Source organism: Desulfovibrio sp. 6_1_46AFAA, assembly GCF_000224635.1.
Lineage (GTDB): Bacteria > Desulfobacterota > Desulfovibrionia > Desulfovibrionales > Desulfovibrionaceae > Desulfovibrio > Desulfovibrio fairfieldensis.
In genome coordinates, this window is record NZ_JH114303.1 from 16,954 (window position 1) to 31,106 (window position 14,153).

Here is a 14,153-nt window from a genome sequence, read left to right on the forward strand (position 1 = left end):
GCCGCCGAAAGCCCTCGCGCTTTACGAAAAGTAAAAAACAGCCTATAGATGTTGTACTTTTGTGGCCCCGATTCTCTCAGCGGCACGCCCCAGATCACTCCGGCGGAGCAATCCCGACAACATCGGCGCGACACGTCCGCGCCGCACAGCCATACCCACAGGTGTTTCATGAAGCAATCCCGCGAGATACTCACCGGCTCATTGTGCGTCACGCTGCTGGCAGCGGCCTTCTGCGTCTGGAGCGCCTTCGGCAATGACGTCAATTTCTGCGTGACCGCCGGTTGTTCCCTGTATCAGGACTTCACCGTGGGCGGCGTTTCGCTCTGGTGGCTGGGCACGGGGACCTTCGCCCTGCTGGCCTTGCTGGCCCTGCTGGGGGCTGCCGCTGCGGGACGTCTTCTGGCCGGGCTGGCCCTTTTGGGCGATATCTGCCTGCTGTTGCTCATGGCCCTGACCGCGCCCTGCGTGAGCTGCCTGGTGGTGGCCGTGTTCTTCGTCCTGAGCTATCTGGGCTTCCGACAGGCCGAGCCAGCGCAGGCGCGCGGGCGCGACAGCCATGGCCGCCGCTCCGTGCTGCTCTGGATCTGGGTGTTGCTGTTTACCGTCAACGTGGGGGCCGTGGCCCGCTCGCAGACCGAGGTCTGGCCCATCATGGGGGCCGGTGACGAAGCCACGGTACGCATGTTCTTCTCGCCCTCCTGCCCGAGCTGCCGCGAGGGCATCAACATCCTGTCCGGCCATGTGGATGTGGCTTTCTATCCCCTGGCCGAAAACGACAATGATGTGTACAAGGTGGCCCAGATGCGCCGCCTGCTGGACGCGGGCATGAATCTGGCCGAGGCCCTGGCCCAGTCCCAGAACGTGGCCGTGCCGCGCGGGCTCGCGTCCTTGAGCCCCGATCTGCTCTGGCTGCGTTTCAAAATGCTGCGCAACAAGGCCCATGTCTTTTCCGCCGGGGCGCAGACCGTGCCCTTCTTTGAATATCACGGCCTGCCCGCCATGCTGGTCAAGCAGCAAGAGCGCAGACAGCGCCAATCCCCCGGTTCCGTTTCCGACCAGACGGAAGGCCGACCTGGCGTTCCGGCGGCGCAGTCTCCCGTCCTGCCCCCGTCCGACCAAGCCTACCCGACAGGTCAGGCCGGTCAGGACGCCGGTCTGCCTCTGGACCCGCAGGTGGCGGGGCAGTGCGGAGGCCCGACCCCCTGCCCCTAGAGCATTTTGCGCTTGAAATTATCGCTTAACGGCGAAGTAAATTCGCCTTGCGATACTTTTGCGGTGTGGATTTTCATGAAAACTCCGCACAGAGCGTTGAGATATTTTCAATATCAAAACTTTCTAAGGCCTGATTGCACTTGAGCCTTCATGCCTTCGCACGGGGCATGCTTCATACTCTTTTTTTAGCCGTCCGTTTTCTTTCTTCTTAGGCCTATGTCCATCTTGTATAAAAATTCACAATTCTAAATCTTCCGGCATGCCTCTTGACGGACAAAGTTTTTCACGGCATGCAACGCGTCCGCTCCCGGCTTGTTTTGCCAAAAGCGACGTATGCTTGCCCGAGGCTCCGGGGCCGGGAACAGTGCGTGAAATGACCGAAAGGGCTTGACGCGCTTTGCCCTTCCCCCTTATATGAGGAATCTATATACTTGGCCGTTTGGCTGGAATTCATGAACGCACAAGAAATTTTTCGCAGCCGGAAAAACGATGTGGTCCGCCTCTGGACAGAGGCGGTGTACTCCACCTATCCCTTTGAGACCACCGGATTCCTGCGCACCAAGCAGGACGCTTTCGGCAATCCCGTGGCAAATATGACCAAGGAGGCGGCGGGAACGCTGTACGACGCCGTGGCTGGAGAAGAGGTGGAGGTGGCCACGGTCAAAAACGCGCTGGAACGCTTCGTGAAGCTGCGCGCCGTGCAGACCTTCACGCCGAGCCAAGGCCTGGGGGTTTTTTACCTGATGAAGCCCCTTCTGCGGGAGCGCATTTTGCCCGAGCTGGCCGAACAGGGGGAGCTTGACGCCTATCTCACGGCTGAATCCCGCCTGGACAGCCTGGCGTTGCTGGCCTTCGACATCTATACCGCGGCCCGCGAAACGCTGGCGGAGTCGCGCATCAAGGAAATCCGCAACCAGTACGCCCAACTGGCGCGCTGGGCGCAGACATTGGAGGAAGGCCCGTCCGGCGCGCGTTGACGCGGCGGCGGGAGGCGGCCTGATGCCGAAGCGCGGCGGCGGACAGTGTCCACGGCCGGCTTTTTACTGTGGAACGGCGGCCGGCGACGGCCCGCCGGGCCCCGTGAAAAGCCACGCGCGCGGCACGGGAAAACCCGATCCGGGGTGGCGCACGCCGCCGGACAAGCCCCGGCAAAAACACGCGGACGGCAAGGCCCACAGGCGTGTGGGACGCAACGATCTTCCTGAAATCCCCGGCCGGAATCCGCCGGGCGGTTTCAGGATAACTTGTAGTCAAGCGAGGTAGGGAATGTTCTCATCATTACTGCTGGTGCTGCTCATAGGGGCCATCGCCTGGGCGGGAGCGAGCGCGGGACTCGCCCCTCTGTTCGGCGTGGCGCTGCCTTATGTGGCGGTAGTCGTCTTCATCGCCGGGATGGTCTGGCGCATGGTGTACTGGGCCAAATCGCCCGTGCCCTTCTGCATCCCCACCACCGGCGGGCAGGAGCAATCGCTTGATTTCATCAAGCAGAACAAGATCGACTGCCCCAGCACCACTTGGGGCGTTGTAAAGCGGATGTTCCTGGAAGTCTTTTTCTTCCGTTCCCTGTTCCGCAACTCCCTGGCGGATGTGCGCGAAAATGACCCGATCAGCAACGGGCCGCGCAGCGTCTACTATTCCTCCAAGTGGTTGTGGTGTTTCGCCCTGCTCTTCCACTACTGTTTCCTGTTGATCTTTATCCGGCACTTCCGCTTCTTCATCGAGCCTGTGCCGTCCTGTATCACCTTCCTGGAATCCATCGACGGGATCATGCAGGTCGGTTCGCCGCGTTTCTACTGGACCGGCGGCCTGGTGCTGGTGGCCCTGCTTTTCCTGCTGTGCCGCCGCATTTTCAACCACCGCCTGCGCTATCTCTCCCTGCTCAACGACTACTTCCCGCTCTGGCTGCTCATCGGCATCGTGGGCACGGGCCTCTGCCTGCGGTATTTTGATAAAACCGAAATCGCCGAGGTCAAGATCTTCGTCATGGGCCTCACGCACTTCGCGCCCGTGGCGGCCACAGGCATCAACGCCCTGTTCTTCGTGCACCTGACCCTGGTCAGCGTGCTGCTGATCTACTTCCCCTTCTCCAAACTCGTGCACATGCCCGGCGTGTTCTTCAGCCCCACGCGCAACCAGGCCAACAATTCCCGCCGGGTGCGCCACATCAACCCCTGGAATCCGCCCAAGCAGTACTTCACCTACCCCGAGTACGAGGATACCTACCGCGAAGCCATGGCCGAAGCCGGCCTGCCGCTGGATAAGCAACCCGAAAAGGCCGCCGAGTAAGGAGTCGTCATCATGGCAAAGTTACCTACGCCGCAAATGCTCGTCGCCAGCCGCCCGGCCTTTCCGGACAAAAGCTGGCTCGACACCAAGCCTGAATTCATGCCGGGCAGCTTCTGCTATCCGGCCAAAAAAGAGACCATGGAACTCCTGCACATGCCCAATCCTCACGAGTGGGACCCCGCCGCCGAGGACTGGAACCTGCCGGAGAATTGGGAAAAAATTCTCTGTGACGCCTTTGCCGACCGGCTGGAGAAGCACCGCTCGCTGAAGCTGTTCATGGACATCTGCGTGCGCTGCGGCGCCTGCGCGGACAAGTGCCACTTCTTCCTGGGCACCAACGACCCCAAAAACATGCCCGTGCTGCGCGCCGAGCTGTTGCGTTCCCTCTACCGGCGCGACTACACCATGCTCGGCAAGATTCTGGGCAAGAAGGTGGGCGCGCGCGGCTGGGACATGAGCGTGGTCAAGGAACTCTTCTACTACGCCTACCAGTGTACGGAATGCCGCCGCTGCTCGCTGTACTGCCCCTACGGCATCGACACGGCGGAAATCACCATGATCGTGCGCGAACTGCTGCATGAGGTGGGCCTGGGCATCCACTGGATCATGGACCCGGTCAAAAACTGCAGCTTCACCGGCAACCACCTGGGCATCCAGCCCCATTCCTTTGTGGAAATCGTGGAAATGCTGGCCGACGACTGCGAAACCGTCACCGGCATCCGCCCCAAGACGCCCTTTAACAAAAAGAACGCCGAAATCCTCTTCATCACCCCCTCGGGCGACGTGTTCGCGGATCCCGGCATCTATACCTTCATGGGCTATCTCCTGCTCTTCCACGAGCTGGACCTGGACTACACCCTGTCCACCTACGCCTCGGAGGGCGGCAACTTCGGTTCCTTCACCTCCTTCAACATGGCCAAGAAGCTCAACGCCAAGATGTACGCCGAGGCCGAGCGCCTGAACGTCAAATGGCTTCTGGGCGGCGAGTGCGGCCATATGTGGCGCGTGATCAACCAGTACATGGACACCTACAACGGCCCGGCCCCGGCCAACATGGAAATTCCGGTGTCGCCCATTACCGGCACGGTGTTCAGCAACGCCACCTCCACCAAGATGGTGCACATCGCGGAATTCACGGCCGACCTGATCTACCACAACAAGCTCAAGCTCGACCCGAGCCGCAACGACCATCTGGTGACCACCTTCCACGATTCCTGCAACCCGGCGCGCGGCATGGGCCTGCTGGACGAACCGCGCTACGTGCTCAAGCACGTCTGCAACAACTTCGTGGAAATGCCCGAAAACACCATTCGCGAGCAGACCTTCTGCTGCGGCGCGGGTTCGGGTCTGAACACCGAGGAAATCATGGAGCTGCGCATGCGTTCCGGCATGCCGCGCGGCAACGCCCTGCGTTATGTGCAGCAGAAAGACGGCGTCAACCACATGGCCTGCGTCTGCGCCATCGACCGCGCCACGCTGCCGCCGCTGGCCGACTACTGGGCGCCCGGCGTGAGCGTGAGCGGCCTGCACGAGCTGGTGGGCAACGCCCTGGTCATGAAGGGCGAGATCAAGCGCACCATGGACCTGCGCCAGGAAGAGCTGCCCAACGTGGCGGAGGACGAGCCGGAGGAAAGCCCGGCGGATGCGCCTGAGGCGCAGGGGGAGGGCCGATAGATGTATAACGCCAAAGCTGTGATCACGGGCATCGTCATTTTTGTGGTGCTGTTCAGCTCCCCCTTCTGGGTGAGCTATCTGGGACAGGACTACAAGAAAACCGACGTGGTGCTGCCCAAGGATGAAAAGAACTGCATCGAGGACGTGGAATTCATGCGCGCCCAGCATATGCGCCTGCTCAACGAGTGGCGTGACGAGGCCCTGCGCAAGGAAAACCGCATATATGTGTCCGCCAAAGACGGCAAAAAGTGGGTCATCAGCCTGCAGAACACCTGTCTGAAATGCCACAACAACTACAAGGAATTCTGCGAAAAGTGCCACGTGGCCAACAGCGTCTATCCCTATTGCTGGACTTGCCACATTATTCCCACGGAGGGCAAGTAATGAACACGAGCAGAAGAAGCTTTCTGAAAGTGGCGGGGCTTTCGGCCTTTGCCCTGAGCAGCGGGATGGCAAGCCTTGCCGGTACGGCGGGCGCGGCGCGGGCCCAGATCGCGCCCGGCCGTTATGAGAAAGGGGAGCATGCGCTGACCGCCAAGCGTTGGGCCATGGTCATCGACACCCGCCTCTTCCGCGGCCCCGAAGACTACGAGCCGCTGATCGAAGCCTGCCACAAGGTCCACAATGTGCCGCACATTCCCGGCAACCAGGACATCAAATGGTTCTGGCTGGACAAGTACGACCACGTCTTCCCGGACGACATGAACGCCCACATCAACGACAAGACGCGCCAGGCCAGCTATCCGCTGCTGTGCAACCACTGCACCAATCCGCCCTGCGTGCGCGTCTGCCCCACCCAGGCCACTTACAGAATGGAAGACGGCATCGTGGCCATGGACTACCACCGCTGCATCGGCTGCCGTTTCTGCATGGCCGGGTGTCCGTACGGGGCGCGTTCCTTCAACTTTGTGGACCCGCGCAAGTATCTTTCGGATCCCGTGCCTAACCCGACCTTCCCCACCCGCATGATCGGCGTGGTGGAAAAGTGCACCTTCTGCGCCGAGCGCCTGGCCGCGGGCCAGATGCCCGCCTGCGTGGAAGCCGCGGGCGGCAAGATTCTCTTCGGCGATCTGGAAGATCCCAATTCAACGGTGCGTCAGGCCCTGGCCGCCAACTACAGTATTCGCCGCAAGCCCAATCTGGGCACGCAGCCCGGCGTCTACTACCTTATTTAGGGAGAACAGGCCATGCTTGAAAAATTGTTTTCCGGTCCCAAGAGCTATTATGTGTGGCTGCTCTTTCTGCTCTGCGTCATCGCGGGCTGCGGCCTTGTCTATCTGGACCAGCTCCAGAGCGGTCTCGGCATCACGGGCATGAACCGTGAGGTCTCCTGGGGGCTGTATATTTCGCAGTTCACCTATTTCGTCGGCGTGGCGGCCTCGGCCGTGATGCTGGTCTTGCCCGCCTATTTCCACCACTACAAGAAATTCAAGCGCATGATCATCTTCGGCGAGTTCATGGCCGTGGCGGCCGTGGTCATGTGCGCCCTGTTCATCGTGGTGGACCTCGGGCAGCCCCAGCGCATGCTCAACGTCATGCTCCACCCCACGCCCAATTCGGTCATGTTCTATGACATGATCGTGCTGATCGGCTATCTCTGCCTGAACATCGTCATCGGCTGGGTCACCCTGGAAGCCGAACGCCTGGACGTGGAACCGCCCAAATGGGTCAAACCCCTGATCTACCTTTCCATTCTCTGGGCTTTCTCCATCCATACAGTCACGGCCTTCCTGTACGCGGGCATTCCGGGCCGCCATTACTGGCTCACCGCCATCATGGCCGCGCGCTTCCTGTCCTCGGCCTTTTGCTCCGGCCCGGCCATCCTGCTGCTCCTGCTCTTCCTGGTGCGCAGGCTGACTGGCTTCGATCCCGGCAAGGACGCCGTCAAGACCCTGTCCACCATCATCGTCTACGCCATGTGCGTGAACGTCTTCTTCTATCTGCTGGAGCTCTTCACCGCCTTCTACAGCCAGATTCCGGGCCACATGGAGCCCATGCTCTTCCTCTTCTCCGGGCATGGCGGCCATCTGGCCTGGGTGAGCTACTGGATGTGGGCGGCCGTGATCATGGCCTTCGCCTCTCTGGCTATCTTGATTCCGCCGCAGTGGCGGACCGGCCCCCTGCTGCCCGTGGCGCTGATCATGCTGGTGGCCGCCAGCTGGATCGACAAGGGCCTGGGCCTGCTCATCGGCGGTTTCACGCCCAACATGTTTGAAGCCTTCACGCCTTACATGCCCACGGCCAAGGAGATTGCCGTGGCCCTCGGCGTATACGCCGTGGGCGCGCTGGTGCTCTCCCTGCTCTGGAAGATCGCCTTGGGCGTCAAGCGGGAAGCCCATCATTTCAGTGACTAACCTTCCTGTTTCACACTGAAGCGACGCCCCGCGCCATAACGGCGCGGGGCGTTTTTATTTCCGCCCTCGCTTTTCCGGCGCGCGGCGCGGCATTCCCGGCCCAACAGAGCGGGATGCTTGACTTTCAGACCGCCTCCTGTGCATAATTGAACTAGTGCAATATCATGCCCCACCTGTCGGTTCGGCGTGAAGATCGCACAGCAGGACCCATGGTTTTTGCTGTGCTTACGTCGTCTATGGCGGCGCGCAATCCTTTACGGGCTTGCGGCATGTGTCGCTTGACGCGACACCAGCGCATTTTACCCTTGAGCCACGCGTATAACGACACAACGGAAGCCGCTCCCGCCACGACCCGCCCGGATTTTCAGAAAGAATCCCTACCGGGGTGGCTTCCCGTCCGTTGCACCGCCATTGCTCTTCCGCGCGTTTTGCGGCCTGCCCGGCCGCGAGGACGACGCTGTGCCCATCTTTCGCAAGGAGCCCACGATGCATCAAGCGCTCAAAGAAGCCATCACCATCTGCAAAACCCTGCTGCGCAACGGCTATGACGCGCATGTCATCAACGCGCCCCTGCAGGAGCAACTGTTGCGCGCCGTCCGGCAGCCCGCCGTGGACATCGCCTGCGAGCCGGATATGGACACCCTGGTCAAGCTCTTCCCCAAGGCCCGCATGGAGTCGGAAAAGCGTGCGCTGGCCGAACTGGAGGAAAACGGGGTGCTTTTCCGTTTCTATCCGTTGGAAGTGGCGGACGCCGGGCATCCTGAGCTTTCGCTGCTGCGCATCACGCCCAGCATGGCCGCCATGATGGACCCCAAGGAACGCGAGCAACTGCGCATGACCGGTTTCGGCAGCCCGGCCCCCACCGGTGACGCCTATGAGGGCTTTGCTGATTTCAAGGGCGGCACCATCCGGCTCACCGGCCTGCCGGACGAAACCCTGCGCCACAACTACCTGCTGGCCGTGCGGGCCCTGCGCTTCGCGGCCAACTTCGACATCCCCATTGATCCCAACACCTGGATGGCGATTGTACGCTCCTCGGTGCGCGTACTGGACTACGTGCCCGCCACGGACATTATGGACGAATGGCGCAAGGTGGCCGCCGAATCCATGTACCGCTTCGTGCGCCTGCTGTACGACGCCCACATCCTCCAAGGCCTGATCCCGGAAGTGGCGGCGCTCTCCTGCGTCTGCCAGGAGCGCGACAGGGACGGCGTGGAGGTGAATGTCTTCGACCACACCCTGGAATGCATGAAACACTACCCGGAAGAAGGTTTCCACTACGACTGGCTGGGCACCATGGCCATGCTCTTTCACGATGTGGGCAAGCTCTTCACCGGTGAATATTTCGACGGCCAGTGGACCTTCTACCAGCACCACCGGGTGGGGGCCAAGGTCACGCGCAAGATCCTGCGCCGTCTGCACTTCGCCCAGGAGGACATCGACCTGCTCTGTCACCTGGTGAACCACCACATGCGCTTCCACTTCATGATGACCGACAGGGGCATCCGCCGCTTTAAGGCCCTGGACGAATATCCGCGCCTTATCGCCATGGCCCGTGCCGACCTTCAGGCCCGCGAAGGCAGCTATACGTCCTTCAACCACAATATGAAATATCTGGACCGGGCCGAAACCCCGGAACAGATGCTGGAACCCCTGCTCAACGGCAATGAAATCATGAGCGAAACTCGTCTGGCCCCCGGCCCCATGGTGGGTGTGATCCGCGACGCGTTGCTGCAGGCCCAGATCACGGGCGAAGTGACGGATCTGGAATCCGCCGTGGCCTTTGTGCGTGAGTATGCGCGGAAGTCCGTGGGGTAACGGCCTTTCCCTTGCCGCCGGGCAGGACAAGCCAATGATAAATCTCCTCAATTATACCCTTCCCGAACTCACGGACTGGATGCAGACCGAGCTGGGCGAGCCCAAGTTCCGGGCCGTGCAGGTCTGGCAGTGGATCTGGCAGAAAATGGCCCGCGATTTCGATGCCATGAGCAACGTCTCCAAAGCCTGCCGGGCCCGCCTGGCGGAAACGGCGCGTATCGACTGGCCTGAAGTGGCCCGCGTGCAGGAAAGCAGCGACGGCACCACCAAGTTTCTGCTCCGCCTGGAAGACGGGGCGCTGGTGGAGACGGTGCTGATTCCCTCGGATTCCCGCGAAGGCGTGCGGCGCTGGACCCAATGCCTGTCCTCGCAGGTGGGCTGCGCCATGGGCTGTACCTTCTGCGCCACGGGCGACATGGGCTTTGAACGGAATATGACCATGGGAGAAATTCTGGGGCAGATTCTGGTGGCCCGCGAGCACCTGGGCGACAACCGGCCCGACTGGCCCGTGCTGCGCAATCTGGTGTTCATGGGCATGGGCGAGCCTCTGCTCAACCTGCGCGAAGTTATGCGCGCCCTGCAAAGCCTGAACAACGACAAGGGGCTCAATTTCTCGCCGCGCCGGATCACGGTTTCCACCTGCGGCATTGAGAAGGGTCTGGCCGAGCTGGGCGCCAGCGGCCTGGCCTATCTGGCCGTCTCCCTGCATGCGCCCACTCAGGAGCTGCGCGCCCGGATCATGCCCAAGGCCGCGCGTTGGCCTTTGGACCAGCTGCTGGCCGCGCTCAAGTCCTATCCGCTGAAGACGCGGGAACGGATCACCTTTGAGTATCTGTTGCTGGGCGGGATCAACGACGGACCGGGACAGGCCGAGGAACTGGCCCGGCTGGTGGCCGACATCAAGGGCAAGCTCAATCTCATCGTCTACAATCCCGCCGAAGGCGCGCCCTACGCGGCTCCGGACGAGGCGCGCGTGCTGGCCTTTGAGCAATGCCTCTGGAAGCGCCATATCACGGCCATTGTCCGCAAGAGCAAGGGACAGGACATCAAGGCCGCCTGCGGGCAGCTCAAGGCGGCGTCCACCGGAGAGGTCTGATCCTCCCGCTGGGAAACGTCGGCGATTACCCGCCCCGCAGTTTCTTCGCCTTTCGGCATCACGCGGGCGGTCACGGACCGGGAGACGCGCTGTGTTTTGAGTCTTCATCAACCCACAGCTATGAAAATAAAACCGACACGGCAATTGAATTTATTGTTGTCAATTATTATCAGGCATAGTTGATGGCAGCGCGGGGACAGGACGACGACATTGTGCTCGCGAAAAAAGCGCACCCGAAACAATTCCGGAGTGCGCCTGAACGCCGCGCGGCATGAGGCCGCTACCCGCCCCCTGCCCCTCTCAGAGCAATTCACTTTTGAAATAAATGAATTACCCTGGCGTCGCGTAAACGGACGCCAGCGCCCAAGAGCAAGGAAGCGACCGGGGCGGCGTAGAGTTTGAAATGTGCAAATGGGCAACATTTCAAGTGCAAAATGCTGTAATTATCCGTTTCAGCAGACACAGAAACGCTACGGCGCGTTTTAATCCGTCGCCGGGAGCCCGCGCGATTTACGCCTGCGCGCGGCCGGCAACAGCCTGACCCAGCGACCGCGCCCCAGAAGACGCAGGCAGCCATGGACAAAGAGAAGCAGGGGCAGGGCCAGGGCGCAGAACAAATGACCGAGTTTGATGACGGCGTAGGTCGCGCCGTATACGGAGAATCCCGGCAGATTGTGCAGGATCAGCAGCAGGCCGGTAACGGCCAGAACCAGCAGCAGGGCCACCCGCAGGCCGCCCCAGGGGGTCAGCGCGTAGTCCCGCCGTCCCACTACGCACCAGACCACCGCCGCGTACGTGCCCAGCAGAAGCAGGGCTGCCGCCGACCAGTAATGCGCCACTGTGGGCGAGGCACGCCAAGTGTTGATCAGCCCGTAGCGGAAAGCAAAGGGCAGATGGGCCAGACCGCTCACAATGGCGGCCAGCATGCAGGCCGCCCAGAGCAACTTGAAAAAGGCCGAGAACAGACGAGGATCTTCTTTCACGGCCGCCGCCTTTTCTGCTTTTCCCGCCAGATGCGCAGCCAGGCCAAGGCCGCTCCGGCCAGCGGGGCCAGCAGCACCGTGCCCAGCAGGCGGTTTTCCTTGTCCATGCTGGCTCCGGCCGGACGCAGGCTGGGACGGCCGTAACCGATCTGATCCTCGCGCAACAGCTCCGCTTCCATGTCGCGAAAGGCCAGCGAGGAGACATAGAGAGTATTGGTGCCCCCGTTTTCATTGAGGCCGAAAATATCGCCCTTGCGCTCCTCCGCCATGACCCGGGCCGCGCGCACCATATCCTTGCGCGGCCCTATGCGCTGGGCCTGGCGCGGACAGGCCGCGATGCAGACGGGCGGTTTTCCCTCTGCCAGCAGATCCTGGCAGTAATCGCATTTGAACATCTGACCGTTGCCCGCATAACGCGGCGCAAAGCTGAGATACGGCCCCACGCCGGATTGCCGCCGAGGGATCATCCAGGGGCAGGCGCGGTCGCACTGTCCGTCGCCCATGCAACTGCCGCGGTCGATATATACCGCGCCGCTGGCGCGTTGCCGGGCCGCTCCCGTGGAGCAGAGATTGGCGCAGGGCGGATTGGTGCAATGCATGCAGCGACGGGGCAGAAAAACCTTGCGCGCCCCGGCCTCGGTCTGCACCGTGCAGGATTGGAGATAAAGCCAGTTGTACGGCGTAAGCCGGTCAGTGACGTCGCGCTTGCCGGACCAGTCCTGAATGCGTATCCAGCTTGGATAGGGCTGAGGCGGCTGCCGGACCGGCAGGGGCACGCCCTCCAGATTACGATCCCGGCAGGCCCGCACGCAGGCTCCGCAACCGTCGCAGGCGTCCACGTCAATGAGCGTGGTCAGAGGCTCACCGGTAAGATTCCCGGCTTTGGCCGCAACGGGAGCCAGCGCGGACGGCAACGTTCCGCCCAGCAGCAGGCCCGCTGCGCCCTGAAGAAAACGGCGGCGCTGAAAAAAACGATTTTTCCCCACAATCCCTCATTCCTTACGCCCGGCGGTGCCCTCGGCGGCAACCTCGAACATAAAAAGCAATTTATCCCTGAGCGGCTCACCGCGTCAACTGAACGGAGTCAGGCACAGGGGCATTCCGTTCTCCGCTCGTTGTTTTATTCTGCCCTGCGGGCACGGGAGCTTTACGCCTCCCGGCGTTTAGGCCGCCTCCGGCGCGGGCAGGGCTCGAAATTCCTCATCCGTATGACAAGCCCATGGAACAATTACCCTTGAAAGGTAATACCCTATAAATACAGAATAATTCTGCCTACAAGCGCGGAAAGGAATGGCCCTGTTCAGGCAACCGTCAGCGGCGCGGCCTCGTCCTTTTCAAAGGGCGGCGGCGGCCGCCAGAACCAGAACAGGGCCAGCAGCGGCACAAGACCGGCCAGTTCGGCCAGCTCTCGCGGCAAAGCCAGCCCCACGCCCCACCACAGCGCAACGCTGGCGGCAGCGGCACCCAGCATCAGGGCCCACTGGCCCAGAGTCATGGGCTTGGCCGCCCACTGGAAGAAACTGACGGTCAGGATAGCCACCCAAACCTTGGTAATGGTCAGGGAAAGGGCGGCGCCCTCCAGAGGCATGGCCGGGATCATCGTAAAGCAGCAGACAATATTGAGCACCAGACCGCTGAGGTAAAAACCCAGCAGGAGTTTGTGCCGGCGCATGCCGATCATGGCGTATGCCGCCAGATTATGCAGGAAAGCCGTTGCCAGGCACGGCGTGAGCAGGCGCTGGGCCGTCACCGCGCTGGCGTAGTTCGGACCGTAAATCAGGGGCAGGAAGCGGTCGCTCTCCACGCAGATCAGAAAAATCACCGGCAACGAAGCCGCCCAGAGCGTGCGCGCGGTCTGCCCGGCCAGACGCCGGAAAGCCTCGCGATCCTGCTGCCAGGACTTAGCCAGCAGCGGAAAGATCACTTTGCCCAGCAGTGCGCTGGAGACCAGCACGGAAAGGCCTTCCACGGTTTCCCAGGCTACGCCGTAGCCGCCCACATCCGCGTCGCCGCCGTATTGTTTGAGGAAGATCACGTTGATCTTGTTGTAAAACATGGCGCAGGCCGCCATGCAGGTAAAGATCAGCCCGCTCTTCATTTGCCGTGCCAGATCCAGCATGCCGCTCGTGCCCACCCCGGCCAGGGGGTTGCGGCCCAGGGCGCTCAGGGCCAGGGCGATGCAAAGCAGGGATTCCAGGGGCTTGTAAAGAGCTATGAGGATGGGCGGCGCGTGCAGCAACACGCAGGCAATGCCGTAGCCGATGCCGATGAGGGCCGACGGCACGCGGATGCGCATTTCCACATCCTGCCTTCCACGGGCCTGGCAGAGCGCGAAAAAGGAATCACTGAGCGCGTCCAGCCCCAGTCCGGCGGCGATGCAGAACACGATCAGACGTAATTCCGGCGTGTAGTGCTGCCAGCCGGTGATCAGCCAGGTGACGCCCAAAGCGGCCAGCAGCACGACCATTTTGAGCCAGCTCACCTCGCCCAGCAAGGCCCGGGGCCGCCCTTCGCGCCGGGCGAACGTGGAAAGCAGAAAATCGTTGAGCCCCACGTCGGCCACGGTTTTGACCAGATAGCCGTAGGTCAGGGCCAGAACGATCTGGCCCATGATGTCCGGACTGCGGCGCGCCAGCAGAATGGTGAAAATGGTCCAGGAAAGATCGCGCGTCCACTGCGCGCCCAGAATATAGCCGAGCCGTCGGGGAATGCTTTTCAGCTTCATGGAGG

Annotated in this window: 12 protein-coding genes; 9 read left to right on the forward strand and 3 right to left on the reverse strand. The window is 61.8% G+C overall.

Annotated elements, in window-relative coordinates; genetic code table 11:
* Positions 1 to 168 precede the first annotated feature (168 nt).
* The 9 genes from HMPREF1022_RS09865 (at position 169) to rlmN (ending at position 10,440) form a co-directional block, all read left to right on the forward strand.
* The gene (locus HMPREF1022_RS09865) at positions 169 to 1,212 is read left to right on the forward strand and encodes a hypothetical protein (protein ID WP_009302992.1); all 1,044 of its coding nucleotides are present in this window, start codon (positions 169 to 171) and stop codon (positions 1,210 to 1,212) included.
* Between the two features lie 452 nt (positions 1,213 to 1,664).
* Complete coding sequence (locus tag HMPREF1022_RS09870) at positions 1,665 to 2,189, forward strand: RsbRD N-terminal domain-containing protein (protein ID WP_008683467.1); 525 nt, start codon at positions 1,665 to 1,667, stop codon at positions 2,187 to 2,189.
* A 289-nt stretch (positions 2,190 to 2,478) separates the two neighbouring features.
* A complete protein-coding gene (gene dsrM / locus HMPREF1022_RS09875; protein ID WP_008683465.1) occupies positions 2,479 to 3,498 on the forward strand; it encodes a sulfate reduction electron transfer complex DsrMKJOP subunit DsrM in 1,020 nt (339 codons plus the stop codon).
* Between the two features lie 12 nt (positions 3,499 to 3,510).
* Positions 3,511 to 5,172: a sulfate reduction electron transfer complex DsrMKJOP subunit DsrK gene (gene dsrK, locus HMPREF1022_RS09880; protein WP_009302994.1), complete on the forward strand. Its 1,662-nt coding sequence runs from the start codon at positions 3,511 to 3,513 to the stop codon at positions 5,170 to 5,172.
* On the forward strand, positions 5,173 to 5,556 hold the full coding sequence (dsrJ, locus tag HMPREF1022_RS09885; RefSeq protein WP_008683462.1) for a sulfate reduction electron transfer complex DsrMKJOP subunit DsrJ: 384 nt from the start codon (positions 5,173 to 5,175) through the stop codon (positions 5,554 to 5,556).
* Positions 5,556 to 6,347, forward strand: a complete 792-nt coding sequence (gene dsrO / locus HMPREF1022_RS09890; protein ID WP_009302995.1) for a sulfate reduction electron transfer complex DsrMKJOP subunit DsrO — start codon at positions 5,556 to 5,558, stop codon at positions 6,345 to 6,347. Before dsrJ ends, dsrO begins: the two co-directional genes overlap by 1 nt.
* 12 nt (positions 6,348 to 6,359) lie before the next feature.
* Positions 6,360 to 7,526 (forward strand): sulfate reduction electron transfer complex DsrMKJOP subunit DsrP, encoded by a 1,167-nt coding sequence (gene dsrP, locus HMPREF1022_RS09895; RefSeq protein WP_008683460.1) that lies wholly within the window; start codon positions 6,360 to 6,362, stop codon positions 7,524 to 7,526.
* A 486-nt stretch (positions 7,527 to 8,012) separates the two neighbouring features.
* A complete protein-coding gene (locus HMPREF1022_RS09900) occupies positions 8,013 to 9,344 on the forward strand; it encodes an HD domain-containing protein (protein WP_009302996.1) in 1,332 nt (443 codons plus the stop codon).
* A 34-nt stretch (positions 9,345 to 9,378) separates the two neighbouring features.
* Positions 9,379 to 10,440, forward strand: coding sequence for a 23S rRNA (adenine(2503)-C(2))-methyltransferase RlmN (gene rlmN, locus HMPREF1022_RS09905; RefSeq protein ID WP_009302997.1), 1,062 nt, complete (start codon positions 9,379 to 9,381; stop codon positions 10,438 to 10,440).
* A 482-nt stretch (positions 10,441 to 10,922) separates the two neighbouring features.
* On the opposite strand, the gene HMPREF1022_RS09910 is transcribed toward rlmN, so the two are convergent.
* The 3 genes from HMPREF1022_RS09910 to HMPREF1022_RS09920 form a co-directional block, all read right to left on the reverse strand.
* The gene (locus tag HMPREF1022_RS09910; RefSeq protein ID WP_008683454.1) at positions 10,923 to 11,423 is read right to left on the reverse strand and encodes a hypothetical protein; all 501 of its coding nucleotides are present in this window, start codon (positions 11,421 to 11,423) and stop codon (positions 10,923 to 10,925) included.
* Complete coding sequence (locus HMPREF1022_RS09915; RefSeq protein WP_009302998.1) at positions 11,420 to 12,409, reverse strand: 4Fe-4S dicluster domain-containing protein; 990 nt, start codon at positions 12,407 to 12,409, stop codon at positions 11,420 to 11,422. Before HMPREF1022_RS09915 ends, HMPREF1022_RS09910 begins: the two co-directional genes overlap by 4 nt.
* Before the next feature lie 314 nt (positions 12,410 to 12,723).
* Complete coding sequence (locus HMPREF1022_RS09920; protein ID WP_008683452.1) at positions 12,724 to 14,148, reverse strand: oligosaccharide flippase family protein; 1,425 nt, start codon at positions 14,146 to 14,148, stop codon at positions 12,724 to 12,726.
* Positions 14,149 to 14,153 lie beyond the last annotated feature (5 nt).